This window comes from Arenimonas donghaensis DSM 18148 = HO3-R19, assembly GCF_000743535.1.
In the GTDB taxonomy this organism is placed as follows: domain Bacteria; phylum Pseudomonadota; class Gammaproteobacteria; order Xanthomonadales; family Xanthomonadaceae; genus Arenimonas; species Arenimonas donghaensis.
Window position 1 is genome coordinate 1 of record NZ_AVCJ01000015.1, and the last position, 25,283, is coordinate 25,283.

The 25,283-nt window shown below is 69.8% G+C and carries 23 protein-coding genes and 1 pseudogene; 12 read left to right on the top strand and 12 right to left on the bottom strand.

From position 1 onward, the window contains the following. Both N788_RS08325 and N788_RS08330 read right to left on the bottom strand, forming a co-directional pair. Window positions 1-423, bottom strand: a pseudogene (locus N788_RS08325) (hypothetical protein); the annotation flags it as partial. Further along, complete coding sequence (locus N788_RS08330) at window positions 389-2,539, bottom strand: adenosylcobalamin-dependent ribonucleoside-diphosphate reductase (RefSeq protein ID WP_034223689.1); 2,151 nt, start codon at window positions 2,537-2,539, stop codon at window positions 389-391. The pseudogene N788_RS08325 and the gene N788_RS08330, both read right to left, overlap by 35 nt. 514 nt (window positions 2,540-3,053) lie before the next feature. On the opposite strand from N788_RS08330, the gene N788_RS08335 reads away from it, so the two are divergent. The 12 genes from N788_RS08335 to rarD all read left to right on the top strand — a co-directional run bounded on the left by N788_RS08335 (window position 3,054) and on the right by rarD (window position 14,641). Then, window positions 3,054-4,499 (top strand): Do family serine endopeptidase, encoded by a 1,446-nt coding sequence (locus N788_RS08335; protein ID WP_425476479.1) that lies wholly within the window; start codon window positions 3,054-3,056, stop codon window positions 4,497-4,499. 67 nt (window positions 4,500-4,566) lie between these two features. Then, the gene (locus tag N788_RS08340; RefSeq protein ID WP_034223695.1) at window positions 4,567-4,854 is read left to right on the top strand and encodes a hypothetical protein; all 288 of its coding nucleotides are present in this window, start codon (window positions 4,567-4,569) and stop codon (window positions 4,852-4,854) included. 9 nt (window positions 4,855-4,863) lie between these two features. Further along, entirely contained in the window at window positions 4,864-5,313 is a 450-nt protein-coding gene (locus N788_RS08345) for a hypothetical protein (RefSeq protein ID WP_034223699.1), read from the top strand. Beyond that, on the top strand, window positions 5,310-5,831 hold the full coding sequence (locus tag N788_RS13940) for a hypothetical protein (RefSeq protein ID WP_051924501.1): 522 nt from the start codon (window positions 5,310-5,312) through the stop codon (window positions 5,829-5,831). The genes N788_RS08345 and N788_RS13940 overlap by 4 nt, the downstream gene beginning before the upstream one ends. Beyond that, the gene (locus tag N788_RS08355; protein ID WP_051924502.1) at window positions 5,818-6,951 is read left to right on the top strand and encodes an AI-2E family transporter; all 1,134 of its coding nucleotides are present in this window, start codon (window positions 5,818-5,820) and stop codon (window positions 6,949-6,951) included. The genes N788_RS13940 and N788_RS08355 overlap by 14 nt, the downstream gene beginning before the upstream one ends. A gap of 58 nt (window positions 6,952-7,009) precedes the next feature. Further along, window positions 7,010-7,723 carry an HAD family hydrolase gene (locus N788_RS08360; protein WP_034223702.1) on the top strand — a complete coding sequence of 238 codons (714 nt, stop codon included), beginning with the start codon at window positions 7,010-7,012 and terminating at the stop codon, window positions 7,721-7,723. Beyond that, a complete protein-coding gene (locus tag N788_RS08365) occupies window positions 7,720-9,114 on the top strand; it encodes a leucyl aminopeptidase family protein (RefSeq protein WP_034223705.1) in 1,395 nt (464 codons plus the stop codon). The genes N788_RS08360 and N788_RS08365 overlap by 4 nt, the downstream gene beginning before the upstream one ends. 133 nt (window positions 9,115-9,247) lie before the next feature. Continuing rightward, window positions 9,248-10,486 carry an efflux RND transporter periplasmic adaptor subunit gene (locus N788_RS08370; protein ID WP_034223708.1) on the top strand — a complete coding sequence of 413 codons (1,239 nt, stop codon included), beginning with the start codon at window positions 9,248-9,250 and terminating at the stop codon, window positions 10,484-10,486. Window positions 10,487-10,538: 52 nt separating this feature from the next. Beyond that, the gene (locus N788_RS08375) at window positions 10,539-11,231 is read left to right on the top strand and encodes an ABC transporter ATP-binding protein (protein ID WP_034223711.1); all 693 of its coding nucleotides are present in this window, start codon (window positions 10,539-10,541) and stop codon (window positions 11,229-11,231) included. A 10-nt stretch (window positions 11,232-11,241) separates the two neighbouring features. Next, window positions 11,242-12,402, top strand: coding sequence for an ABC transporter permease (locus N788_RS08380; protein WP_034223714.1), 1,161 nt, complete (start codon window positions 11,242-11,244; stop codon window positions 12,400-12,402). A 12-nt stretch (window positions 12,403-12,414) separates the two neighbouring features. Next, the gene (locus N788_RS08385) at window positions 12,415-13,596 is read left to right on the top strand and encodes an ABC transporter permease (RefSeq protein WP_034223717.1); all 1,182 of its coding nucleotides are present in this window, start codon (window positions 12,415-12,417) and stop codon (window positions 13,594-13,596) included. A gap of 67 nt (window positions 13,597-13,663) precedes the next feature. Continuing rightward, window positions 13,664-14,641, top strand: coding sequence for an EamA family transporter RarD (gene rarD, locus N788_RS08390; RefSeq protein ID WP_084695970.1), 978 nt, complete (start codon window positions 13,664-13,666; stop codon window positions 14,639-14,641). Between the two features lie 34 nt (window positions 14,642-14,675). Here the strand turns inward: rarD and yedA are convergent, their stop codons facing one another. The 10 genes from yedA to mltB form a co-directional block, all read right to left on the bottom strand. Then, on the bottom strand, window positions 14,676-15,563 hold the full coding sequence (gene yedA / locus N788_RS08395) for a drug/metabolite exporter YedA (protein ID WP_034223720.1): 888 nt from the start codon (window positions 15,561-15,563) through the stop codon (window positions 14,676-14,678). After that, window positions 15,560-16,420 carry a methylated-DNA--[protein]-cysteine S-methyltransferase gene (locus N788_RS08400; protein WP_034223723.1) on the bottom strand — a complete coding sequence of 287 codons (861 nt, stop codon included), beginning with the start codon at window positions 16,418-16,420 and terminating at the stop codon, window positions 15,560-15,562. The genes yedA and N788_RS08400 overlap by 4 nt, the downstream gene beginning before the upstream one ends. Window positions 16,421-16,479: 59 nt before the next feature. Next, window positions 16,480-18,657 (bottom strand): carboxy terminal-processing peptidase, encoded by a 2,178-nt coding sequence (locus N788_RS08405; RefSeq protein WP_034223726.1) that lies wholly within the window; start codon window positions 18,655-18,657, stop codon window positions 16,480-16,482. Between the two features lie 108 nt (window positions 18,658-18,765). Next, window positions 18,766-19,773 (bottom strand): lipoyl synthase, encoded by a 1,008-nt coding sequence (gene lipA / locus N788_RS08410; protein ID WP_034223728.1) that lies wholly within the window; start codon window positions 19,771-19,773, stop codon window positions 18,766-18,768. A gap of 6 nt (window positions 19,774-19,779) precedes the next feature. Next, the gene (gene lipB / locus N788_RS08415; protein WP_034223730.1) at window positions 19,780-20,484 is read right to left on the bottom strand and encodes a lipoyl(octanoyl) transferase LipB; all 705 of its coding nucleotides are present in this window, start codon (window positions 20,482-20,484) and stop codon (window positions 19,780-19,782) included. After that, entirely contained in the window at window positions 20,472-20,750 is a 279-nt protein-coding gene (locus N788_RS08420; RefSeq protein ID WP_034223732.1) for a DUF493 family protein, read from the bottom strand. The genes lipB and N788_RS08420 overlap by 13 nt, the downstream gene beginning before the upstream one ends. Before the next feature lie 39 nt (window positions 20,751-20,789). Then, entirely contained in the window at window positions 20,790-21,914 is a 1,125-nt protein-coding gene (locus N788_RS08425) for a GGDEF domain-containing protein (protein WP_051924503.1), read from the bottom strand. A gap of 44 nt (window positions 21,915-21,958) precedes the next feature. Further along, the gene (locus tag N788_RS08430) at window positions 21,959-23,182 is read right to left on the bottom strand and encodes a D-alanyl-D-alanine carboxypeptidase family protein (protein ID WP_051924504.1); all 1,224 of its coding nucleotides are present in this window, start codon (window positions 23,180-23,182) and stop codon (window positions 21,959-21,961) included. 72 nt (window positions 23,183-23,254) lie between these two features. Next, the gene (locus N788_RS08435; RefSeq protein WP_034223734.1) at window positions 23,255-24,244 is read right to left on the bottom strand and encodes a septal ring lytic transglycosylase RlpA family protein; all 990 of its coding nucleotides are present in this window, start codon (window positions 24,242-24,244) and stop codon (window positions 23,255-23,257) included. Then, complete coding sequence (mltB, locus tag N788_RS08440) at window positions 24,241-25,269, bottom strand: lytic murein transglycosylase B (protein ID WP_084695971.1); 1,029 nt, start codon at window positions 25,267-25,269, stop codon at window positions 24,241-24,243. The genes N788_RS08435 and mltB overlap by 4 nt, the downstream gene beginning before the upstream one ends. Between the last annotated feature and the right edge of the window lie 14 nt (window positions 25,270-25,283).

A 25,283-nucleotide genomic window follows, 5' to 3' on the forward strand; every position in this document is an offset into this window, starting at 1 on the left:
GGCGACCTTGCGCTTGGCCGTGGTCTTCTTGGCGGCCGCCTTCTTCTTCTTCGGAGCCGCCTTCTTCTTGGCAGCCGCCTTCTTGCCTCCAACCTTGCCCTCGACCGCCTTCACCGCGGCCTGGACCTTCTTCTTGGCGCCCTTGACGGCCTTCTTGACCGCCTTGCCGGCGTCGGACTTCTCCGCCTTCCGGACCTGGGCCTTGGCCTTCTTGATGACCGGGGCCGCCTTCTTCTTCGCGGCCTTCACCGCGGCGGAAGCCTGGTCGGCAATCGCGCCGCCCACTTCCTGCGCGGCATTTGAAATGGCCGCCGTGACACCATTGCCGTTACTCATACCGCTCTCCTCGTCTACGAAAACCGCGGCGGGGCCGCCGCGCGCCTGTGGATCAGAACTTGCCGTAATAACCCTCTTTGAGGGCATCGAACAGGTTGGCGGCGGTATGCATTTCGCCGTCGTATTCGATTTCCTCGTTGCCCTTGGCCTCGACCACGGCGCCGTCCTCGAGTTCGAAACGGTAGGTGGTGTTCTCCAGGTCGGTTTCCTTCACCAGCACGCCCTGGAAGGCGGCCGGGTTGAAGCGGAACGTGGTGCAGCCCTTCAGGCCCTGCTTGTGGGCGTAAAGGTAGATGTCCTTGAAGTCTTCGTACGGGTAGTCGGTCGGCACGTTCGCGGTCTTGGAGATCGACGAGTCGATCCACTTCTGCGACGCGGCCTGGATGTCGACGTGCGCCTTGGGCGTGATGTCGTCGGCCGAGATGAAATAATCCGGCAGCCGCGACTTGTCGTCGGTGCTGAACGGCATCGCTTCCGGGTTCACCAAGGTGCGGTAGGCCAGCAGCTCGAAGCTGAAGACCTCGACCTTTTCCTTGGACTTCTTGCCTTCGCGGATGACGTTGCGGCTGTAGTGGTGCGCGAAGCTGGGCTCGATGCCGTTGGAGGCATTGTTGGCCAGCGACAGCGAGATGGTGCCGGTCGGCGCGATCGAGCTGTGGTGGGTGAAACGCGCGCCGGTCTCGGACAGGTCCTTCACCAGGTCCGGCGCCACCGTCGACACCCGCTGCATGTAGCGCGAGTACAGCGCGTGCAGCTGGCGACCCTTGATGGTCTGGCCAAGCTTCCAGCCGTCCTTCTTCATTTCCGGGCGCTTGCGCAGCATCTCGGCGGTGACCGTGAAGTCCTCGTCCATGATCGGCGCCGGGCCCTTTTCCTTGGCCAGCGACAGCGCGACTTCCCAGCCGGCCAGGGCCATCTCGCGGCTGACGTCCTCGGTGAACTTCACCGACTCGGCTTCGCCGTACTTCATGCGCAGCATGGTCACCGTGCTGCCCAGGCCCAGGAAGCCCATGCCGTGGCGACGCTTGCGCATGATTTCCTGGCGCTGCTGTTCCAGCGGCAGGCCGTTCACTTCCACCACGTTGTCGAGCATGCGGGTGAATACGCGCACGACCTCGCGGTATTCCTCCCAGTCGAAGCTGGCCTTGTCGGTGAACGGGTCGCGCACGAACTTGGTCAGGTTGACCGAGCCCAGCAGGCAGGCGCCATAGGGCGGCAGCGGCTGCTCGCCGCAGGGGTTGGTGGCGCGGATGGTCTCGCACCACCAGTTGTTGTTCATCTCGTTGACGCGGTCGATGAGGATGAAGCCGGGCTCGGCGAAGTCGTAGGTGGACGCCATGATGCGGTTCCACAGCTGCCGGGCGCGGATGTGGCCGTAGATCTTGCAGGCCACCAGGCCGTCTTCGCGGCTGACGTAGTTCTCGCAATGCGGCCAGTCGCGCCAGACCACCTGGTTGGGGTCGTCGACATTGACCTCGCCGGCTTCCTTGATGTTCACCGGGAACACCAGCGGCCAGTCGGCGTCGGCCTCCACGGCGTGGATGAATTCGTCGGTGACCAGCAGCGACAGGTTGAACTGGCGCAGGCGGCCGTCCTCGCGCTTGGCGCCGATGAATTCCTTCACGTCCGGGTGGCTGACGTCGAAGGTGCCCATCTGGGCGCCGCGTCGGCCGCCGGCCGAGGACACCGTGAAACACATCTTGTCGTAGATATCCATGAACGACAGCGGGCCCGAGGTGTAGGCGCCGGCGCCGGACACGTAGGCGCCGCGCGGACGCAGCGTCGAGAATTCGTAGCCGATGCCGCAGCCCGCCTTCAGGGTCAGGCCGGCCTCGTGGACCTTGCCCAGGATGTCGTCCATCGAGTCGGTGATGGTGCCCGACACGGTGCAGTTGATCGTGCTGGTGGCCGGCTTGTGCTCGAGCGCGCCGGCGTTGGACGTGATGCGGCCGGCCGGGATCGCCCCGCGGCGCAGCGCCCAGAGGAATCGTTCGTACCAGTACTTGCGCTTCTCGGCCGTGGGCTCGGCCTCGGCCAGGGCGCGGGCAACCCGCTGGTAGGTGTGGTCGATGCTGGCATCGACCGGTTCGCCCTGCTTGCTCTTCAGGCGGTACTTCTTGTCCCAGATGTCCTGGGATGCCGGCTGCATTTGAATGTCCTGCGCCGCTTTGCTCTTAACCGCCTCCAGGCGAACCGTGCTCATAAGTCCTTTCATCCTCCCGGGGCGCCCCCTCGGGAAGGGCGCCTTTGTCTACGTTCTTATCGGGTCCAGCCGGTCCGGAATCCGGGGGAAGGGACACCCGCCCGCGGGACAAGGCCCCGTGGCTCGCGTGAGTTCCCAGTCGGTTTCCGCATGCCGTCTCGCCTTCGCGTCGTGCTTGCTCGCTGACCCCGTGCTTGAACCCAAGCCTTGGGGCCGCCCCCCGCTGCCCACCACAAGATGTAGTGGCAACGGTAGGCAAAACTACCCCTGCCCGGGGGGACTGTCAACCGTTGACCCTGTCGAAACCGGGAGGCCGAATTCCCAATGCCATCAAGGCCTTCGGTGAAGGTGCTGGGCTTGTCCTGAATTTTTCCCGGACCGCGTTTCGGCGGCCCGCCAGGCCCCGTCCGGACCGCCGGCAGGCTTCACCGACCCCTTGTCCAGCCGCCGTTTGGACGCATTCTGGTATCCATTGCGGGCCCCTGACCCGCGCCCGGAGACCGACCCGATGCGAATGCCCACCGCCGCCGCCCTGCTCCTGTCCGCCCTTGCCGGCGCCGGGGCGGCCTTCTGGCTGGCCCAGCCCGCCACGCCCGACCCGGCCGCGCCGCCCAGCCGCGGCGACCAGGCCCTGGAGCGGGCCGCCGACCTGGCGCTGCCGCGCGCGGCCCATGCCGCCCTCCCGGTCGAGGTGGACGGGGTCGCCCTGCCCTCGCTGGCGCCGATGCTGGAGAAGGTGACCCCGGCGGTGGTGAACATCTACAGCCGCCAGGTCGTGCGCGTGCGCAACCCGCTGGCCGAACTGTTCGGCATGCCGGGCATGCCCCAGCAGCGCAGCCAGCAGTCGCTGGGCTCGGGCGTCATCGTCGACGCCGAGCGCGGCCTGGTGCTGACCAACCACCACGTCATCGAAAACGCCGACGAGGTCTCGGTGACCCTCGCCGATGGCCGCACCTTCGAGGCCGAGTTCATCGGCTCGGACCCGGACACCGACGTCGCCGTCATCCGCATCCCGGCCGAAGACCTGGTGGCGATCGGCCTGGCCGACTCCAGCACCCTGCGCGTGGGCGACTTCGTGGTGGCGGTGGGCAATCCCTTCGGCCTGGGCCAGACCGTCACCAGCGGCATCGTTTCGGCCGTGGGCCGCAGTGGCCTGCAGGGCCTGGGCTACCAGAACTTCATCCAGACCGACGCGTCCATCAACCCGGGCAACTCCGGCGGCGCGCTGGTCAACCTGCGCGGCGAACTGGTCGGCATCAACACCGCCAGCTTCAACCCGCGCGGCAGCGCCGCCGGCAACATCGGCCTGGGTTTCGCGATCCCGGCCAACCTGGCCGACGAGGTCAAGCGCCAGCTGCTGGCCTACGGCGAAGTCCGCCGCGGCAGCCTGGGCCTGGACAGCGAAGACCTCAACCCGCGCCTGGCGCAGCAGCTGGGCCTGCCCGAAGGCCAGCGCGGCGCCGTGGTCACCCGTGTTTATCGTGGCTCGCCGGCCGAAGCCGCCGGGGTCCGCCCCGGCGACCTGGTGGTCGCCGCCAACGGCACCCGCGTGGACAGCGCCCAGGCCCTGCGCAACCTCGAGGGCCTGTTGCCGGTGGACGAACAGGTGCGCCTGGACCTGCGGCGCGAGGAGCGCACGCTCACCGTGCAGACCGTGCTCAAGGCCCGCACCACCGAAGTCGACGGCGCCGACATCGACCCGCGCCTGGCCGGCGCCACGCTGGCCGAACTGCCCGAACGTTTCCGCCAGCGCGGCTGGTACGGCGTGGTCGCCAGCGAGGTCGAGGACGGCAGCCGCGCCGCCCGCAGCGGCCTGCGCCCCGGCGACTACATCCTGGGCGTCAACCAGCGCCGCGTGGACGACCTGCAGGCCTTCCGCGACCGCATGCAGAACCCGCCCGGGAACCTGCAGCTGGACGTGCGCCGCGGCGGTCGCACCGGCTACCTGCGCATGCAATGACGCCGCGTCCGCGCCGGCAACGGTGTAAGGTGAGCGCAACGCACGCATCGGCCACAAGGAGTCCCCCATGAGTCCTTCGCAGCAAGAATCGCCCCGCCACATCGACCAGGCGAAAGAGAACCTCGGCGATGCCCGCGACGCCCTCAAGACCGGCGTCAACGAAGCCCTCGAAGCCGGCGCAGCCGCCGCCCAGGAAGCGCGCGCCGAACTCGACGAAAAACTGCAGGGACTGCTCGACCAGGGCCGCGGCATGCTCAACCAGGCCGAAGACCTGATCCGCAGCAAGCCGCTGGCGTCTTTCGGCGTCGCCTTCGCCGCCGGCTACCTCATCGCCGCGCTCACCCGCCGCAAGTAAGCCTTCACCATGAGCGACGCGGATCCGGGCGCCGGCGACGGCGCCGGCAAGCTCGGCGACGACGCCCAGGCGGTGCTCGGCGCCGCCCGCGGCACCGCCAGCGCCTACCTGGGCACCCTGCAGGCCCTGCACCGTCTGTTCCTGGCGGAGTTCGGGCTGGCGCGCGACGCGCTGGTGCAGGCGATGGTGCTGCTGATGCTGGCCACGGTGATGGTCGCCACCACCTGGGGCCTGCTGACGGCGCTGCTCGTGGCGGGCGTGCGTGCCGCCGGCGCCTCCTGGCCACTGGCGATCGCGGTGCCGCTGCTGCTGAGCCTCCTCATCGGCGGCCTGGCCGCCTGGCGGGCGCGGGCGCTGATGCGACACCTGGATTTCGAAGCGACCCGGCGCCAGGTGAGGCTGGGCCTCAAGGGCCTGCCGTCCGAACTCCCGGCCAGCGACGACGAGGCCGCCCCGTGAGCCTCAAACAGCGCCTGGCCGCCGTGCACGAGGCCGAGACCCACTGCGTCGAGCGCCGGCTGCAGATCAGCGACACCCGCGAACACCTGCGCCACGAACTGCACCGCAGCGCCACGCCCACGCGCATCCTCGTATCCGGAGTCGCGCTGGGCTTCGCGGTCGGCCTGAAGGAACCCAAGGGCGCGCACCAGTCGCTGGCCGGCAAGGTGCTGGGCGGCCCGGTGTTCTCCATGGTGCTCGAAGCCGTGCTGCCGGGCATCGTGGCCGGCATCACCGCCGCCGCCGGGCTGCAGTCCAGCGAAGAAGAGGACCTGGCTGAAGACACCAGCGAGGAAGAAGCCACCGCCGAGGCCGCCGCGCTGGAGGAAGCCGCCGCCGAACAGGCGCGCGCCGAGGAAGCGGCGGAACAGGCCGCGGTGGCCGCCGCCGCGGCAAAGGTGGCCAAAGTGGCAAAGGCAAGAAAAGCCGCCCGGGCCAAGGCCGCAAAAGCCAGGAAGGCAGACGATGGCCAGGCGTAAACGCAACCCCGCCCAGCCGTCGCAGGACGGCGACGCCCCGGGCGCCGTGCCTTCGCCGGCATCCGGCGATCGCCAGGCCGAACCCGCGCGCCGGCGCGCCCAGGCCCGTCCGATGTGGCTGCTGGTCATCGCGGCCCTGCTCTATACCTGCTACCTGGCCAGCAGCCTGATCCTCCCGATCGTGCTGGCCGGCTTTTTCGCCCTGCTGCTCAGCCCGCTGATGCGGCGGGCGCCGCTGCGCTGGCTGCCGCGCGTGGTGTCGGCGGCGCTGCTGGTGGCGGCGCTGCTGGGCAGCCTGGGCGCGGTCGGCACCTTCCTGGCCGAGCCCGCGGCCGAATGGATACGCAAGGTGCCGTTCGTGATGCGCGAGGCCGCGCCGAAGATGCGCGAGATGGTCGAACCCTTCAACCAGGCCACGCGCGCCCGCGAATCCCTGGGCAGCCTGACCAAGGAGCCGAGCAGCGGCGACGGCGGCGCCGTGGTGGTGCAGCCCCCGCAGCCGGACCTGATCGAAGCCATCCCCGGCGTCGTCGGGCCGGTGCTGGCGGTGATCCTGCTGACCTTCAGCTTCCTGGTCTTTGGCGACGACGTCCTGCGCAAGCTGCTGGCGCTGCGCCCCACCCGGGCCCACAAGAAGCTCACCGCCGGCATCGTCCAGCAGATCCAGTCCGACCTGTCGCGCTACATGCTCACCATCTCCGGCACCAGTTCGATCCTGGGCCTGGCGACGGTGGCCTGGCTGGGGTGGCTGGGCGTGCCCGACCCGCTGCTGTGGGGCGTGCTGGCCGCCGGCCTGAACCTCACGCCGATCGTCGGGCCGCTGGTCATGTTCCTGCTGCTGTCGCTGGTCGGGCTCTCGCAGTTCGACACCCTGGGCGCGGCGATGCTGCCGGCGGCGGGCTTCATCGCCCTCAACGCCCTGGAAAGCCAGCTGCTCACGCCGATGGTGCTGGGCCGGACCATGCGCATCAATCCGCTGGCGATCATCCTGTGGCTGATGCTCTGGGGCTGGCTGTGGGGCGTCGCCGGCCTGCTGGTGGCGGTGCCGATGCTGGTCTGCCTGAAGATCGTCGCCGACCGGGTGGACGACTGGAAACCCTGGGCCCGCCTGCTCGAATAGGCGCCGGCAACGGCCGGCTTCACGGCCTGCTGCCGGGCGCCCGCGCTATCATCGGGCGGTGGAAACGCTGCCCCGGGCGCTCAGCCTCGACCTCGACGACACCCTCTGGCCGATATGGCCCTGCATCGAACGCGCCGAGCGCGCGCTCGACGACTTCCTGCGCGAACACTGCCCGCGCACGGCCAACCGCTACCCGGTGCACCGGATGCGCCGCCTGCGCGAAGAGGTCGCCGCCGAGCATCCGCACCTGGTGCACGATTTCACCGAGCAGCGCCGCATTTCGCTGGCGCGCGCCCTGGAAACCTCCGGCGACGACGTCGCGCGCACCGACGAGGCGTTCGCGGTTTTCTACGCCGGCCGCAACCAGGTCGAGTTCTACCCCGACGCCCTGGCCGCGCTGGCCCGGCTGTCGGCGCGCTTTCCGGTGGCGGCACTGACCAACGGCAACGCCGACCTGGCCCGGATCGGCATCGACGGACACTTCCATTGTTTCGTCAGCGCCCGCGACCAGGGCCACGCCAAGCCCGACACCCCGATCTTCCTGGCCACCTGCGAACGCCTGGGCCTGCACCCGGCCCAGGTCCTGCACATCGGCGACGACCCGCTGCTGGACGTGATGGGCGCCCGCCGCGCCGGCATGCGCAGCTGCTGGATCAACCGCAAGAAAGATTCCTGGCCCCTGGGGCTACCCCGGCCCGACCTTGAATTCGCTACGCTTGCCGGTCTTGCCGACTGGCTTGAGTCCCACCCCGACGCCACGGAGCCACGATGAACCTGCCCGCCTGCTTTGAGCCCGCCCACACCACCGATGGCACCCTGCCGCTGGTCCTGGTCGGGCGCGACGGACTGGCCGCCTGGCGGGATGCGCAGCCGGCGGCCGTGCAGGCCTGGCTGAAGGCCAACGACTTCAGCGGCCAGCCCGGCGCGCCCCTGCTGGTGCCCGGCGCGGACGGCCAGCCGGCCTTCGCCCTGGCCGCCGTCGCCGATGCCGGCGACCCGCTGGCCCTGGCCCACCTGCCGCAGATGCTGCCGCCGGGCGGCTATCGCCTTTCCGAGCACTCGCCCCAGGCGGTGGACCCGGCCCTGGCCGTGCTCGGCTGGGGCCTGGGCAGCTACCACTTCGGCCGCTACCTCAAGCCCACGCGCGAGCCCGCGCGCCTGGTGTTGCCGGCCGAAGGCGACGCCGTGGCCGAAGCCCTCGACCAGGTCGAGGCCGCCGGCCTGGTGCGCGATCTGGTGAACACGCCGACCGAGCACATGGGCCCGGCCGAACTCGAGGCCATCGTGGCCGAACTCGCCCGCATGCACGGCGGCGAGACCCGCAGCGTCGTCGGCGATGCCCTGACCGACCAGAATTTCCCGGCCATCCACGCCGTCGGCCGCGCCAGCCACCGCGCGCCGCGCCTGGTCGAACTCAACTGGGGCGACCCGTCGCACCCGCGCCTGGCCATCGTCGGCAAGGGCGTGTGCTTCGACACCGGCGGCCTGGACATCAAGGGCGCCGACGGCATGCGCAACATGAAAAAGGACATGGGTGGCGCCGCCCACGCCGTCGGCCTGGCCAAGCTGGTGATGGCGCGCAAGCTGCCGGTGCGCCTGCAGCTGCTGGTGCCGGCGGTTGAAAACGCCATCGGTCCCAACGCCTTCCGCCCGGGCGAAGTACTGGCCACGCGCCAGGGCCTGAGCGTGGAGGTCGACAACACCGACGCCGAAGGCCGCCTGGTGCTGTGCGATGCCCTCACCTATGCCGCCGAGGCCAAGCCGGCGCTGCTGATGGACTTCGCCACGCTCACCGGTGCCGCCCGCATCGCGCTGGGACCCGACCTGCCGGCGCTCTACGCCAACGACGACACCGTGGCCGCCGAGTACCTGGCCGCCGGCGAAAACGCCCGCGATCCCCTGTGGCGCATGCCGCTGTGGCGCCCCTACCTGCACTACCTGAAGTCGAACGTGGCCGACCTGGCCAACTCCGGGGCCACCCGCATGGCTGGCAGCATCACGGCGGCGCTCTACCTCGAGCGCTTCGTGCCCGAGGGGCAGGCCTGGACCCACGTCGACGTCTATTCGTGGAACGACAGCGCCCGTCCCGGTAAACCCGCCGGCGGCGAGGCCCAGGGCCTGCGTGCGGCCTGGCAGCTGCTGCGCCGTCGCTTCGGCGGCTGACCCCCGCACGCACATGACAGCCGTCACCCCCGGTGGGTGACGGGCCGCACTGTCGGCAAATACTCACTTCCGGCACCTTGGTCGCGAAGGGCCGGCGGGTACACTGCCTGCCTGCCACTCAAAGCGACCCGCCATGCCTGACTCGTCCGACCTGCTCAAGGAACTACGCATCGACCGCAGCGCCGCCGCCCGGCCGCAGGCGCCGCGTGGCAGCGGCCCCTGGCCCTGGCTGGCGGGCGCGCTGGTGCTGGTGGGCGGCGCCCTGGCGTTCTGGCTGCTGCGCGAAGAAGCCATTCCCGTGCGCCTGGCCACCGCCGAGGCTGAAACCAGCGCGGCGGCGGCGGCCGGCAATTCCGTGCTCGACGCCAGCGGCTATGTCACCGCGCGCCGCATCGCCACCGTGTCTTCGAAGATCACCGGCAAGGTGGACGAGGTGATGATCGAGGAAGGCCAGCGCGTCGAAGCCGGCGAAATCATGGCCCGCCTGGAAGCCACCGATGCGCAGGCGCAGCGCGACCTGGCCGATGCCCGTCTCGCGGCGTCGCGCAACGAAGCCACGCGCGCCGAGGCCCAGCTCAACCTGGCCCGGCAAACCCTGGCCCGCACCCGCGACCTGGCCGCGCGCAAGCTGGTGGCCAGCGCCGCCCTCGACCAGGCCCAGGCCGAACATGACGCCCTGGCGGCCCAGCGCCAGGCCGCGAACAGCAACATCCGGGTCGCCGAGGAATCGCTGGCGCTGGCGCAGATCGGCGTGGACAACACCATCGTGCGCGCGCCCTTCGCCGGCGTGGTCACGGTGAAGGCGGCGCAGCCGGGCGAGATGATCTCACCGATTTCGGCCGGCGGCGGCTTCACCCGTACGGGCATCGGCACGGTCGTGGACATGGACTCGCTGGAAATCCAGGTCGACGTCAGCGAAGCCTTCATCGGCCGGGTCACGCCGGGCCAGAAGGTCGAGGCGGTGCTCAACGCCTACCCGGACTGGCGCATCCCGGCCGAGGTGATCGCCATCGTGCCCACCGCCGACCGCAGCAAGGCCACCGTGAAGGTGCGCATCGCGTTCAAGGAGCGCGACGAACGCGTGGTGCCCGACATGGGCGTGCGCGTGTCCTTCCTTGAAGACGCTGCGCCGGCCGGCAGCAACGCGCCGGTGGCGACCGGCGTCACCGTGCCGGCCGAGGCCGTGGTGCAGCGCGACGGTCGCAGCGTGGCGTACGTGGTGCGCGACGACCGCGCCTCGCTGCGTGAAGTCGAGGTCGCCGATGCGCGCGACGGCCGCCGGCGGGTGAGTCGCGGGCTGGCCGTCGGCGAGAAGGTGGTGCTTTCGCCGCCGGCGGAGCTGGAAGACGAGTCGAAAGTCACGGTTGAGTAAGAGCAAACGCTTCGGGACTGAAGTCCCTCCCACAGTAATCGCGAGGAAAGTCATGACTGAGTCGTTGGTACAAATCCGCAGCCTGACCAAGCACTACACCCGCGGCAAGCAAACCGTGGAGGTGTTGCACGGCATCGACCTGGACATCCCGCGCGGTGGCTTCGTCGCCCTGATGGGGCCCTCGGGCTCGGGCAAGACCACCCTGCTCAACCTGATCGGCGGCCTGGACACGCCCACCGCCGGCAGTGTCAGCGTCGATGGCAAGCGCATCGACCAGTTCAGCGGCGGCGAACTGGCCAAGTGGCGCGCCGAACACGTCGGCTTCGTCTTCCAGTTCTACAACCTGCTGCCGGTGCTCAGCGCCCAGAAGAACGTCGAACTGCCCCTGCTGCTGACCAAGATGAGCGGTGCCGAGCGGGCCAAGCGCGCCCAGGTGGCGCTGACCCTGGTCGGCCTGGCCGATCGCGCCGGGCACAAGCCCAATGAACTCTCCGGCGGCCAGGAACAGCGCGTCGCCATCGCCCGTGCCCTGGTGACCGACCCGACCCTGCTGGTCTGCGACGAGCCCACGGGCGACCTTGACCGCAAGACCGCCGACGAGATCCTGGGCCTGCTGCAGGTGCTCAACCGCGAGCACGGCAAGACCATCATCATGGTCACCCACGATCCCAAGGCCGCCGAGTTCGCCGCCCACACGGTGCATCTGGACAAGGGCCTGCTGGCGGAAGACGCCGCGGCCCACTGAGGACACCGCCATGACCAAGACCGGTTTCGTAATCGCGAACCTGTTCCACAAGAAGACCCGCACCTGGCTGACCCTGCTGTCGGTGGTGATGGCCTTCGTGCTGTTCGGGCTGCTGCAGTCGCTCAACCTGGTGTTCAGCGCCGGCGCCGACTTCGTCGGGGCGACGCGCCTGGTCACCCAGTCGCGGGTGTCGTTCACCCAGTCGCTGCCGATGCGCATGGTGCCCGAGATGGACGCCATTCCCGGCGTGCGCAGCGTGATGTACCAGCAGTGGTTCGGCGCGGTGTACCAGGACAATCCGCAGATCTTCGCGTTCGCGGTCGACCCCGAGCGCCTGCACGAGACCTACCCGGAATGGGTGATGCCGGAAGAACACTGGAACGCCTTCCGCGACACCCGCACCGGCATGATCGCCGGCAAGCTGCTGGCCGACCAGTACGGCTGGAAGGTCGGCGACCGCATCCCGGTGCAGTCGAACATCTTCCCTCAGAAGAACAATTCCAAGGACTGGGAGTTCGAACTGGTCGGCATCTTCGACGGCCAGGACGAGCAGTGGCGACGCCAGACCGCCGGCAGCATCTACATCAACCACGCCTACTTCGCCGAAGCCGCGTTGTTCGGCGGCGGCATGGCCGGCATCTTCGTGCTGCGGCTCGAGGACCCGGAAATGGCCGAGTCGATCGCCGCGCTGGTGGACGAGCGCTACCTCAACTCCTCGGACGAAACCAAGACCCAGACCGAGAAGGACTTCCAGGTCGGTTTCATCAAGCAGCTCGGCGACATCGGCATGATCGTGCGCTGGATCCTGTTCGCGGTGTTCTTCACCCTGCTGCTGGTGGTGGGCAACACCATGGCCCAGAGCGTGCGCGAGCGCGTGCCGCAGTTCGCCGTGCTCAAGACCCTGGGCTTCTCCGACAACAGCGTGCTGGGCTTCGTGCTGGCCGAGACGCTGGCGCTTTGCCTGATCGGTGGCGTGGTCGGCCTGGGCCTGGCGACGGCGCTTGGCGCCGTGGTGGCGCAGGCCGCCGGACCGATGCTGCCGATCGCCGTCGACGCACGGGTCTGGATGGCCGGCGTCGTCGCCATCTTCGTGCTCGCCCTGGTGGTGGGACTGTTGCCGGCGCTGCGTGCGCGCCGCCTGAAGATCATCGATGCCCTGGCCGGGCGCTGAGGAGACTGGACCATGCTTAGCCAGATCATCGCCATCACCGGCCTGAACCTGCGTTCGATCCCGCAGCGTTGGGGCCCTTCCCTGGTCATCGTCATCGGCCTGGCCGGCGTCGTGGCCGTATTCACCGCCCTGCTGGCGATGGCCCAGGGCTTCCAGGCCACGCTCAAGGACGCCGGCCGCACCGACAATGCCATCGTGCTGCGTGGCGGCTCCGGCGCCGAACTCAACTCCGGTTTCGGCGGCGACAGCGCCGACCTGATCAAGCTCGGTCCCGGCATCCGCAAGGGCAAGGACGGACGGCCGCTGGCGGCGGGCGAGATCATCGTCATCACCGAACTGTTCAAGAAGGGCGAGACCGTCAACGGCTCGAACGTGACCCTGCGCGGCGTCGAAGCGGCGTCGTTCGAACTGCGGCCGCAGCTGGAGATCATCGAAGGCCGGATGTTCAAGCCCGGCCTGCGCGAGATCCTGGTCGGCGTCGGCGTGACGCGGCAGTTCGCCGGGGTCGAGCTGGGCCAGGTCCTGCGCATGCGCGGTTCGGACTGGACCGTGGTCGGCATCTTCGAGGCCGGCGACGCCAACGACAGCGAGATGTGGGCCGACCTCGACACCGCGCGTTCGGCCTTCAACCGCGGCAACGGCGTCAGCGGCGTGCGTGTCGGGCTGGAGTCGCCGGAGTCGCTGGCCGTGCTCGAGGAGGCGTTGACCGCCGACAAGCGCCTGACCGTCGAGGTACTGCAGGAGCAGGCGTATTACAGCGCCCAGACCGGCCAGTTCCGGGCCATGGTCAGCGTGCTGGCCGGCGTCGTCACCCTGATCATGGCCCTGGGCGCGATCTTCGCGGCGCTCAACACCATGTACGCCGCCGTCGCCACCCGCAGCCGGGAAATCGCCACCCTGCGCGCGATCGGCTTCGGCGGATTCCCGGTGCTGGTGTCGGTGATGATCGAGGCCGTGGTGCTGGCCTTCCTGGGCGGCGTGGTCGGTGCCTTCATCGCCTGGGCCTTGTTCGACAATCTCTCGGTGTCGACCCTGGGCCAGAGCTTCACCCAGGTGGTGTTCGCCTTCCAGGTCAGCCTGGGCCTGGTGATGGCCGGCCTGGTGATCGCGGTGGTGATCGGCTTCATCGGCGGCCTGCTGCCGGCGGTGCGGGCCGCGCGCCTGCCGGTGACCACGGCCCTGCGCACGCAGTAGTCACCACACCGTTGCAACCACGAGCCGGCGCTTGGGCGGATAATCACCGCCCAAGCCCGGAGGTCCCGTGACCGCAACGCCAGCCATACCCGCCATCGACCGCAGGGGCCTCTCGGCCGCCATCGCTTCCTACGTGCTGTGGGGCGTGTTCCCGCTGTACTGGATCATGCTCAAGCACGTGCCGTCGATGCAGATCATCGCGCACCGGATCATCTGGTGCGCGGTGTTCGTGGTGGGGTTCCTGGTCATCCGCGATGGCCGTCGCTGGTTCTCCGAAGCGCTTTCGCGCCCGGGCGTAGGCCGCCTGCTGGTGCTCTCGAGCCTGCTGATCAGCTTCAACTGGGGCGTCTACATCTGGGCGGTGACCCACGGCCGCGTGGTCGAGGCCAGCCTGGGTTATTTCATCAACCCCCTGGTGAACGTGCTGATCGGCGTGCTGCTGCTTCGCGAGCGGCTCAATCCCTCGCAGTGGACGGCGGTGTCGATCGCGACGGTGGGCGTGCTGTGGCTGGCCTTCCAGCACGGCGACCCGCCCTGGGTGGCGCTGACCCTGGCCTTCAGCTTCGCGTTCTACGGGCTGATCCGAAAGATCGCCCACGTCGACGCCATCCCCGGCCTGGCGATCGAAAGCCTGATCCTGCTGGTGCCGGCGCTGGCCTGGCTGGGCTGGGCGCAGTGGCAGGGCATCGCGGCGTTCCTCGATGGCGACATCGGCAGCGACGTGCTGCTGGTCGTCGGCGGCGCACTGACCGCCCTGCCGCTGATCGGTTTCGCCTACGGCGCCCGTCGCATCCCCTATTCGCTGGTCGGCATCCTGCAATACATCGCGCCCACCCTGCAGCTGTTGGCGGGCGTACTGCTGCTGGGCGAGGCCTTCACGCCGACCCAGGCGATCGGCTTCGCCTGCATCTGGGTGGCGCTGGCGATCTACGCCGCCGACGGCTGGCGCCGCGCCCGCCGCCAGCCGGCCCGGGCCGCGCAGGAACACTGCGCCGAAGAAGTGCCGGCCGCCGACGGTGCCGCGCCGCCGAAGCAGGTGTCCTGACGGCGCGGCACCGGTGGCGCCTGCGGCCCGGGCCTCAGGCGGCGCGCGCCTTGGAGAAGGTGATCAGGATGACGCCGCCGAGAATGACGGCCATGGCGCCCAGGGCATGCACGCTGAAGCGTTCGCCCAGCAGCACGGCGCCCAGCAGCACCGCGATCGGCGGGTTGACGTAGGCGTAGCTGGTCGCCAGCGCCGGGCGCACGTGGTGCAACAGCCAGATGTAGGCGCTGAAGCCGATGATCGAACCGAAGGCGGCCAGGTAGCCCAGCGCGAGCGTCGCGCGCAGCGGCGGCACCTGGGTGATGCGCTCGCCCAGGCACAGGGCCAGCACGCCCATCGCCACGCCGCCGCAAAGCATCTGCGCGGCAGTGCTCATGAACGGTGCCGGCAGGTCACGGCCGCGGCTCCAGACCGAGCCCCAGGCCCAGGCAACCGGCGCCAGCAGCAGCGCCACCATGCCCGCCGGCGAGCCGCGCAGCTGGCTGCCGGCATTGAGCCAGACCACGCCGATGAAGCCGATGACCAGGCCCAGCCATTCACCGCGGCTGGGGTGCTGCCGGCGCATCACGCCGAACAGTGCCGCCCACAGCGGCATCGACGCGACGGCGATCGCGGCCAGGCCCGACGACACGGTCTGTTCGGCGAAATTCACCATGCCGTTGCCCATCAGCATCATGAAAAAACCCATGATGGCGGCGTTCTTCCATTGCGCCCGGGTGGGCGGTGCGTGACCGCGCCAGCGCAGGAAGGCATAAAAGGCCAGGCTGGCGGCGATGAAGCGCAGGCTGCCCATCAGGAACGGCGGGTAACCTTCCAGGCCGATGCGGATGGCGAGGTAGGTCGAGCCCCAGACCAGGTAGACCGAGGCAAGCGCCAGGGCGACCGCGATCACGGTCGGTGGCGCGGCGGAAGCAGGCTTCATGCGTGGCGGCGCCTTGCCGGTTCCCGGCGGTTCGATTCGGCCTCGAGCAGGGCCTGCTTGCGGGGCAATCCCCAGCGATAGCCACCGAGGCTGCCGTCGCCGCGGATGATGCGGTGACACGGCACCAGCACCGCGACGCGGTTGCCGGCGCAGGCCCGGGCCACGGCCCGGGCGCCGCGCGGCATGCCCAGCGCGCCGGCGAGTTCGGCGTAGCTGCGGGTTTCGCCCACCGGGATGCGCATCAGGCATTCCCACACGCGCTGCTGGAACGCGGTGCCGACCAGTTCCACCGGCACGCTGCCCGAACCCTGCGCAAGCGCCTCGGCGACGGCGCGCACCCGTGGTGCCAGGAACTCGTCGCGGCCGGCGTCGACGCGGCGCAGGCTGGCACGGGGAAACTCGTTTTGCAGATCGGCGGCAAGGCTGTCGCCATCGTCGCCCAGCAGTACGGCGCAGACGCCGCGTTCGGTCACCGCCACCAGCGCCTGGCCCAGGGCCGTGTCCACCAGTGACCAGCGGATCTCCAGGCCCTCGCCACCGCGTCGATAGGCCTGCGGCGCCATGCCCAGGCGCGCGGCGCCGTTTTCATAGACGCGGCTTGGTGAACCGTAGCCGGCGTCGTACAGGGCGCGGGTGACGTCGTGTCCGGCGCGCAGCCCCTGCTTGAGGCCGGCCAGGCGACGCTGGGCCCGGTACTCGGCCGGGCTCAGGCCGAACTGCTGGCGAAAGCGGCGCTGCAGGTAGGTGGCGCTCAGGCCGATGGCTTCGGCCAGCTCGGCCAGGCCCAGGTCGGCCTCGTCGAGCAGGCGGCGGGCCTGTTCAAGGCGGGGATCGGCGGGGGCGGCGGGGGTGTCCATGCGGGCAAGACTAGCCGGCGCCCGGAGGGCCGGCTATCCGCTTCTTGCGGCCGGCGGCCTCATTCCGCCCAGATGGTCGGCTGCCGGGTGAGCGGCAGCACCTGGGCGGTGAGTTTGCCGTCGGACGACAGCAGGTCGAGCGCATCGGCCAGGATCGCCGCGGACTCGCGCAGCAGCGGATCGGGTCCGTTCTTGGCGGCCTCTTCCTCGGCGGCCTGCTCGGCCACGCTGCGCTCGTTGTAGGTCAGGCCATCGTCCACCAGGGCAGCGTCGGCATCGACCTCCAGGCCGGCGGCGACGCGCTCGTCGCGCCGCTGCTTGCGCTCGGCGGCGAGGCGGTCGCGTTCGGCGCGACGGACGTCTTCGTTCAGCGACACCTGCTTCTTTTCGCGCTCGCTGCGGAAACGTTCGACATCGGCCGCCCACCACTGGAATTCGGCGTCCTTGGCGACCCGCGCCTGGTGGTTGGCCACCAACTGCGGCGTCAGTGCCCCCAGGTTGCCGAGGTTGCCGTGCGGTGCCTGCGCGATGCGCGTGGCCGGCAGGGCATTGTCGTAGGTGCTTTCGCCGTATTCGGTGGCGTCCAGGCTGACCGGGAACTCGAGGTCCGGCACGACGCCGGCGTGCTGGGTGGTGCCACCGTCGACGCGGAAGAACTGCGCGACGGTCAGCTTGACCTGGCCGAACTTGATGTCGTCCTTGCGCGGGAAGCGGTCGAGGTCGATCAGGCTCTGCACGGTGCCCTTGCCGAAGGTCGGCTCGCCGATGATCAGGCCGCGGCCGTAGTCCTGGATCGCCGCCGCGAAGATCTCCGACGCGGACGCCGAGGCACGGTTGACCAGCACCGCGAGCGGGCCGTCCCAGGCAACACCGGCGTCGTCGTCGGCCTCGACGCTGACCCGGCCGCCGGTTTCGCGCACCTGCACGACCGGACCGCTGTCGATGAACAGGCCGGTCAGCTCCACCGCTTCGAGCAGGGAACCGCCGCCGTTGTTGCGCAGGTCGATGACCACGCCGTCCACCTGCTCGGCCCGCAGCTCGCGCAGCAGGCGGGCGACGTCGGCGGTGGCCGAACGCGCGTCCTTGTCGCCGCGCCGGCGCGCATCAAAATCCAGATAGAAGGTAGGCAGCTCGACCACGCCGATGCGACGGTCGTCGACCTCGATGATGCGCTTTTGCGCCGCCTGCTGTTCAAGCTTGACCTTGTCGCGCTCGATCACCACCAGCTCGGGCTTGGCGTCCACGCCGGCCTCGGCCGGCAGGATGTCCAGGCGCACCTTGGTGCCCTTCTTGCCGCGGATCAGCTGCACGGTGTCGTCGATGCGCCAGCCGACCACGTCGACCATGGGGCCGGTATCACCCTGGCCCACCGCGATCACGCGGTCGCCGACGGTGACCTTGCCGGAGTTGGCGGCCGGGCCACCCGGCACGATGGTGCGCACCACGACGAATTCGTCCTGGCGCTGCAGCACCGCACCGATGCCTTCGAGCGAAAGCCGCATCTGCATGTTGAAGTTTTCGGCGCTGCGCGGCGACATGTAGCTGGTATGCGGGTCGATCGAACCGGCATAGGCATTCATGAAGGTTTCGAAGGCATCGTCCGAGCGCAGCTCGCCGACGCGCTCGGCCATGCCGGCGTAGCGCTTGCCCAGCGTCTTGCGGATTTCGTCCTGGTTGCGGCCGGCCAGCTTCAGGCGCAGCGCGTCGTTCTTGACGTACTTGCGCCAGGCTTCGTTGAGCTCGGCTTCGTTGGCCGCCCATTGCGCCTGCTCGCGGTCGTAGAGCCAGGTTTCGTCCTTGGAGAAGTCGAAGGGCTGCTTGAGCAGCGAGCGCGCGTAGGCCACGCGCTCGGCGACCCGGCGCTGGTAGGTGGCGAAGATGTCGAAGGCCGGCGCCAGCTGCTGCGACTTGATGGCGTCGTCGTGGCGCAGGCGCTGCGCGTCGAAACGCTGGATGTCGGCCTGGGTGAAGAACAGCTTCTGGCCGTCGAGCGAATCGAGGTAGCGGCGGTGGATATCGGCCGACAGTTCGTCGTCAAGCGGCTTGGACCGGTAGACGTAGCGGCTGTCGGACAGGATGCCGTAGACCATGCGCATCGCCGCCGATTGCTCCACCGACGGCACCAGCGCGGGCGTGCGCGCGGCTGCGGTGTCTTCCGGGGCGGCGTTGCCACTGGCGGCAAGGGCCAGCGCCAGGGGCAGCGTGGCGGAGAGGGCGATGATCTTGTGCTTGAGCATGAGTACGGTCCGGTGCGTCAGGGGCCCACTTTGCGCCCCGGCCGCGACCGGGGCGTGTGCCGATAGTGCTGGCTGTGGGCACGGTTTCGAGCATACCCCGCCCGGCGTTCAGGCGGTGTCGGCGACGAATCCGGCTTCAGCGGCCATTCGGTCCGCGTGGTAGGAAGAACGCACCATCGGACCGGACGCCACGTGCGTGAAGCCCAGGGCCAGGCCGGCGGCCTCGAGGGCCTTGAATTCTTCCGGGGTCCAGTAACGCACCACCGGGTGATGGTGCGGCGTGGGCTGCAGGTACTGGCCGATGGTGATCATGTCGACGTCGTGCGCGCGCAGGTCGCGCAGCGTGGCCATGACCTGTTCGAAGGTTTCGCCCAGCCCCAGCATGATGCCGGACTTGGTGGGAACCTCGGGATGCTGGGCCTTGAAGCGCTTGAGCAACTGCAGCGACCACTGGTAGTCGGCGCCCGGGCGCACGTTGGGATACAGGTCGGGCACCGTTTCGAGGTTGTGGTTGAACACGTCCGGCGGCGACTGCGCGAGGATCTCCAGGGCCCGGTCCATGCGGCCCTTGCCGCGGAAATCGGGCGTCAGGATTTCGATCTTCAGGGCCGGCGACAGGGCCCGCGACTCGCGGATGCAGTCGACGAAATGCTGGGCGCCGCCATCACGCAGGTCGTCGCGGTCCACCGACGTGATCACGACGTACTTCAGGCCCATGTCGGCGATGGTCCGGGCCAGGCTGGCCGGCTCGCTGGCGTCGGGCGGCTTGGGCCGGCCGTGGGCGACGTCGCAGAAACTGCAGCGGCGGGTGCAGACCTCGCCCAGGATCATGAAGGTGGCGGTGCCGTGGCTGAAACATTCGTGGATGTTCGGGCAGCTGGCTTCTTCACAGACCGTGACCAGGCGGTTCTCGCGCAGTTTGCTCTTGAGCTTCTGGACCGCGTTGCCGGACGGAATGCGCACCCGGATCCAGCTGGGTTTTCGCAGGATAGGCGCGTTTTCGTCGAACTTGACCGGGCTTTTGCCGATCTTGTCGCCGCCCAGCTGCTTCTGGCCTTCCACCAGGGGCGAACCCAGCACCTGCAGCGGGATGGACTTGGCGGGGGAATCGGACATGGGGCCTCAGGCAACAGGGAGATCGGGGAGGCCGGGCTCGGGCCGGGCCTGCAGGCCAAGCCGGCGGGACAGGGCCTCGACCAGCAGCGGCTTGACCGCGGCGGGGTCGCCAGGGCCGCCCAAGTCTAGCACCGAGGTCACTTCCAAGCCTTGGAATCCACAGGGATTGATGCGGGAGAAGGGCTCGAGGTCCATGGCGATATTGAAGGCCAGGCCGTGGAAGCTGCAGCCGCGCCGGACGCGCAGGCCCAGGGCCATGACCTTGCGGCCGGCCACGTAGATGCCCGGGGCGCCGTCGCGGCGCTCGCCGGTGATCCCGTAGCCGGCCAGTACGTCGATCACGGCCGATTCGATCCGGCAGACGAGCTCGCGCACGCCCAGGCCCAGCCGGCGCAGGTCCACCAGCGGGTAAGCCACCAGCTGGCCGGGGCCGTGGTAGGTGACCTGGCCGCCGCGATCGACCTGCAGCACCGGGATGTCGCCCGGGGCGAGCACGTGTTCGGGCTTGCCGGCCTGGCCGAGCGTGAACACCGGGTCGTGTTCGACCAGCCACAGTTCGTCGGTGGTTTCTGGTCCGCGGGCGTCGGTCAGCGCCTGCATGGCGCGCCAGACCGGTTCGTAGGCCTGGCGACCCAGGTCCCGCACGAGCCAGGGCCGCGGGCCCGCCACGACACGATCGGTGACCCCGCAGGCAGCCGCTACAGCGTCCACTTCACCGCCGGGTGCTCGCGCAGCGCGCCGTGCGCGGCGTCGTAGTCCTCGCGGCTGTGCGCCTCGAAGACCAGGGTGACCGAGACGTAGTTGCCCTTCACGGAGGGCTTGATCGACAGGCGGTCGCGGTAGACGGTCAGGCCCAGGGCCTCGAGCACCATCGGCATCACCAGGTGCAGGTCGGCTTCGGCCGAACCCATGGCGCAGATCTCAAAGAGGCCCGGGAACTGGAAACCGTGGTCGGGATTGTCGGAATGGATGGACATGCCCTGCATTATGGGGGCGACCGCGCCCCTGCCCAAGGGTCAAGGCGCCTCCACCCGCACCCGGTTCCGGCCCTCGGCCTTGGCGCGGTACATGGCCCGGTCGGCGGCGCGGTACAGCTCCGCGCCGGCCTCCCCGGCCTCGGGATGCAGCACCGCGACGCCGATGCTGACCGTGATCGCCAGCGGGCCTTCGCGCAGCTGCAGCGGGCGCTGTTCCAGGCTGGCACGGAAGCCCTCGGCGACCACCGCGGCGGCGTCCGCCGCGTAGCCGGGCAACAGCACGCCGAACTCCTCGCCGCCCAGGCGCGACAGGTGGGCGCCGGGGGCCTGGACCATTTCCCGCAGGCGGTCGGCGAAGCGCACCAGGCAGGCGTCGCCGGCGTCGTGGCCGTGTTCGTCGTTCACGCGCTTGAAGTGGTCCAGGTCCAGCACCAGCATCGCCAGCGGCCGACCGGTCCGGCGCGCCTCGCCCACGTGGTGCTCGAGCGCCCCACCGAAGGCGCGCCGGTTGGCGACGCCGGTCAGCGGGTCGATGCGGCTCAGGCGCTCGTACTGGTCGCGCTGCAGCCGCAGCGCGTCGTAAAGGTCCAGGTGCTGCTGGTACTCGCGGTAGCTGCGCAGCAGCACCACGGCCAGGTAGATCGAATAGGCCGCGACCGTGACCTCGACCGCCAGGGATTCGTCGGTCCGTGGCAGCAGCAGGGGCGCCGGCAGGTAGATCAGCGCCACGCCCAGCAGGGCGCGGTTGCGGCGCAGCGCATAGTTGTGGGCGAACGCCGTGGCGAAGGCGATGGTGCACAGCAGGGCCGCACTGCGTCCGCCGGCGAGGTGGGGGTCGAGCAGGATCCAGCTCAACACGCCGCCCCAGAGCGCCGCGGTCACCAGCACCACGCTCCACTGGCGGTCGAGCCAGCGGCTGATGCCGGCGGCGCCGGCCTGCTCGTCGGGGACCGCGGGCCAGAGACGAAGCGCCGCCAGGACCATGAAGGCCATCGTGATGCCCGCCCAGGCCAGGGTGTGCTGGACCATCACCGCGCCGGGCGCCGACACCACCAGCCAGCCGATCACGTAGAACAGGCCACCCGCGACCAGGCGCTGGCGGGTGTCGGCCGCTTCGCGGGCCAGGCGCATCACTGCCAGTTCGTCGCCCTCTGCCTTGCGCACCTCACCGCCCCCGCCTGCCCGGCCGCGCCGGGCTCATCCGCAAGCTATTCGCTTTCCCACCACAGCCAGAAATCGTCGCTCATGCGCTTGAAGAAACCGCCCTCGGCCACGTCGGCCAGCGCCACCAGCGGTCGCTCGGCCACGACCTCGCCGTCCAGGCTCAGGCGCAGCGTGCCGATGGCCTGGCCGCGGGTCACCGGCGCGACGAGCTGCTTGGGCACGTCCATGCTTGGCTTGAGTTCGCCGTAACGGCCGCGTGGCACGGTCACCAGCAGCGGCTCGCTGACGCCCAGCGACACCGTGTCGGCGGCACCGCGCCAGATCGGGTGCTCGGCGACCTGGTCGCCGGCGCCGTAGACGCTATGGGTTTCGAAGTGGCGGAAGCCCCAGTTGAGCAGGGCCAGGTTGCCCTGCTCGCGCAAGCGGAAGCCTTCGTTGCGGCTGTTGGTGTCGATGCCCAGCACCGCCGACACCAGGCGCTGGTCGCCGCGCTTGGCCGAAGCGGCCAAGCAATAGCCCGCGGCCGAGGTATGGCCGGTCTTGAGGCCGTCGACGCTGTCGTCCTTCCACAGCAGGCCGTTGCGGTTGTACTGCTGGATGCCGTTGTAGGTGAATTCCTTGATCTTGTAGAGCGCGTAGTGATCCGGGAAGTGGTTGATCAGCGCGCGAGACAGCGTCGCGATGTCGCGCGCGGTCATCAGGTGGCCTTCGGCGGTCAGGCCGTGGGCGTTTTCGAAACGCGAGCCGTTCATGCCCAGCTTGGCGGCATAGGCGTTCATCATGTCCACGAAAGCGGCCTCGCTGCCGCCGACGTGTTCGGCCAGCGCGATCGCGGCGTCGTTGCCGGACTGGATGACCAGGCCATGCAGCACGTCGTCGAGCTTGACCTCGGTATTGACCTCCAGCGCGCTGTAGCTGCCGTCGGTGCCGGCGCCGCCCTGGCGCCAGGCGTTTTCGCTGATCTTGACCTTGTCGTCCAGCGACACCCGCCCTGCCGCGACCTCGGCCGCGACGACGTAGGAGGTCATCACCTTGGTGATGGACGCGGGGTTGAGCGGCTGGTCGATGTTTTCACCCGCCAGCACCTGGCCACTGGTGTGGTCCATCAGGATCCACGCCTTGGCGCCCTCGGGCACCGGGGCTTCCGGCGTTGGCGGTGGCGCCATTTCGGGGGTGGCGGGCTTCGGCACCGGGGCCGGGGCCTGGGCGGAGGCACCGCCGGCGAGCATCGCCGCCAGCAGGAAGGACAGGAAACGGGAAACAGGCATCCGGCGAAAACTCCAGTTATTCAGGGGCCCGCGCGCAGGCGCAGGCCGTGGACAGGGCAATGATGCTAGCCCCTATTCGATGAACACGCGCGGGCTGGGCAGGCCCAGGGCGTGCAGGCGTTCAATGACGTCGGCGGTGGCGGCGGCCGCCAGCGGGCCCACGCGCACCCGCCAGAGCTTGCTGCCGTTGATCCGCACCGAGGCGACTTCCACGCCGTCGATGCCGGCGTCCTCGATCTGGCGGGCGATGCGGCGGGCATTGTCGCGTTCGCGGTAGGCGCCGACCTGGATGATGCGACGGCGGCCGTCGTCGGCCACCCTCACGGTGGATGCCGGCCCCGGCGCCGGCGCGGTGGTCGCCGCGCCCGCTGCGTTGGCCGCGAGCCGCGGCGCGTCATCGCCGGGCAGCAGCGCGCGCACCTCGACCTGGGCGGTGCCGCTGCGGTCGATCCCCAGCTTCACCGCGGCGGCGTAGCTGAGGTCGATGATGCGGCCGGCGTGGAAGGGCCCGCGGTCGTTGACCCGGACCACCACGGACTCGCCGGTGTCCAGGCGCGTCACCCGGGCGAAGCTGGGCAGGGGCAGGGTCTTGTGCGCGGCGGAGAAGCTGCACATGTCGTAGATTTCGCGGCTCGAGGTATGCCGGCCGTGGAACTTCTGGCCGTACCACGAGGCGGTGCCGCGCTCGACGTATCCCTCGGCGCTGTCGAGCACCCGGTAGCTGCGCCCCAGCACGGTATAGGGAGACCGGTTGCCGTAGCGGGCGCGGTCCTCGTGCCGCGGTTCGGGCTCCACCAGCCCGGAGATGTCCAGGGCATCGCGGGGTGCCGAGTCGGCGACACCGGGGGCGTACAGGCCGCCGGCCGTGTAGTCCTCGTCCCGGTGTTCACGCACTTGCAGGCAGGCCGCCTGCAGCGCCTGCGCCGAAGCCGCCGCAGGCGCCGACGCCGCGGCCGCCCGCGGTGCATCGGCGGCCGGCGCGGTGGCCGGTGCCACCGGGCGGGTGGGCTTGCCGGCGCAGGCCGCCAGCAGCAGCACCACGCAGGCCAGGCCGGCCCTCATGGCGCGGCGGCGACCCCGTTGCCGCCGGCGATTTCACGCGACAGCTGGTGCACGGCCATGGCGTACATCGGCGAACGGTTGTAGCGGGTGATGGCGTAGAAATTGCGGAAACCGAGCCAGTGCTCGGTGCCGCTGCTGCCTTCGAGCGTGACCAGGGTGGCGTTGAGCCCATGGTCGGCGGCCTCGGCCGGGCGGTAGCCCTTCTCACCCAGTTCGGCCAGGCTGTAGCGAGCTTCCAGGCCCTCGGCTTCGAAGGGAGCGGCGCCCTCGTCGGCGCGGGCCAGCGCCACCACCGGCTCGCCCGCCTGCCAGCCATGGGCGACGAAATAGTTGGCGATCGACGCGAACACGTCGTCGAGGTTGCCGAACAGGTCGCGGCGGCCGTCGCCGTCGCCGTCGCGGGCGTAGGCCCGGTAGCTCGACGGCATGAACTGGCCGTAGCCCATCGCACCGGCATAGCTGCCCTTGAGCGCGGCCAGGTCGAGGTTTTCTTCCTTGGCCAGCAGCATCACCTGGGCGAGCTCGTCGCGGAAGAAACGCCCGCGCGCCTCTTCGCGGGCGACCTGGCCGGCATCGCCGCTGACCGGGTAGAAGAACCCCAGCGTGTACAGCGCGTCGAGCACCTTGTAGCTGCCGGTGTTGCCGCCGTAGCTGGTTTCCACGCCGATGATGGCGACGATCAGCTCCGCCGGCACGCCGGTGTCCGCCTCGACGCGGGCCAGGGCTTCGCGGTGCTTGTCCAGGAAGGCCTGGCCGTCGCGGATGCGCTTGTCGGAGATGAAGATGGGCCGGTACTCGGCCCAGGACTTGACCCGCTCCGCCGGTCGCGCCATGGCGTTGACGATGCTCTGCCGGTAAGCCGACTGCGCCAGCCAGCCTTCGACTTCCCCGGCGGACAGCCCGTATTTTTCGCTGGCGTGGGCCAGGAAAGCCTCGCGCAGGGCCGGGTCGGGCACCGGATTCGCATGGACGGCGGCCGAAGCGGCCAGCAGCAGGGCGGAGAGTCGAAGCAGCAAGGAGGGCATGGAAGCAACCGTCG

Bases quoted from the DNA above. Each gene is read 5' to 3' on its own strand.
- N788_RS08345 (WP_034223699.1), top strand. From the start codon at position 4,864: ATGAGCGACGCGGATCCGGGCGCCGGCGACGGCGCCGGCAAGCTCGGC.
- N788_RS08375 (WP_034223711.1), top strand. From the start codon at position 10,539: ATGACTGAGTCGTTGGTACAAATCCGCAGCCTGACCAAGCACTACACC.
- N788_RS08385 (WP_034223717.1), top strand. From the start codon at position 12,415: ATGCTTAGCCAGATCATCGCCATCACCGGCCTGAACCTGCGTTCGATC.
- N788_RS08340 (WP_034223695.1), top strand. From the start codon at position 4,567: ATGAGTCCTTCGCAGCAAGAATCGCCCCGCCACATCGACCAGGCGAAA.
- mltB (WP_084695971.1), bottom strand. From the start codon at position 25,269: ATGCCCTCCTTGCTGCTTCGACTCTCCGCCCTGCTGCTGGCCGCTTCG.
- lipA (WP_034223728.1), bottom strand. From the start codon at position 19,773: ATGTCCGATTCCCCCGCCAAGTCCATCCCGCTGCAGGTGCTGGGTTCG.
- N788_RS08355 (WP_051924502.1), top strand. From the start codon at position 5,818: ATGGCCAGGCGTAAACGCAACCCCGCCCAGCCGTCGCAGGACGGCGAC.
- yedA (WP_034223720.1), bottom strand. From the start codon at position 15,563: ATGAAGCCTGCTTCCGCCGCGCCACCGACCGTGATCGCGGTCGCCCTG.
- N788_RS08380 (WP_034223714.1), top strand. From the start codon at position 11,242: ATGACCAAGACCGGTTTCGTAATCGCGAACCTGTTCCACAAGAAGACC.
- N788_RS08365 (WP_034223705.1), top strand. From the start codon at position 7,720: ATGAACCTGCCCGCCTGCTTTGAGCCCGCCCACACCACCGATGGCACC.
- N788_RS08430 (WP_051924504.1), bottom strand. From the start codon at position 23,182: ATGCCTGTTTCCCGTTTCCTGTCCTTCCTGCTGGCGGCGATGCTCGCC.
- N788_RS08335 (WP_425476479.1), top strand. From the start codon at position 3,054: ATGCCCACCGCCGCCGCCCTGCTCCTGTCCGCCCTTGCCGGCGCCGGG.
- N788_RS08405 (WP_034223726.1), bottom strand. From the start codon at position 18,657: ATGCTCAAGCACAAGATCATCGCCCTCTCCGCCACGCTGCCCCTGGCG.
- N788_RS08435 (WP_034223734.1), bottom strand. From the start codon at position 24,244: ATGAGGGCCGGCCTGGCCTGCGTGGTGCTGCTGCTGGCGGCCTGCGCC.
- N788_RS08400 (WP_034223723.1), bottom strand. From the start codon at position 16,420: ATGGACACCCCCGCCGCCCCCGCCGATCCCCGCCTTGAACAGGCCCGC.
- N788_RS08370 (WP_034223708.1), top strand. From the start codon at position 9,248: ATGCCTGACTCGTCCGACCTGCTCAAGGAACTACGCATCGACCGCAGC.
- N788_RS08420 (WP_034223732.1), bottom strand. From the start codon at position 20,750: ATGTCCATCCATTCCGACAATCCCGACCACGGTTTCCAGTTCCCGGGC.
- N788_RS08330 (WP_034223689.1), bottom strand. From the start codon at position 2,539: ATGAGCACGGTTCGCCTGGAGGCGGTTAAGAGCAAAGCGGCGCAGGAC.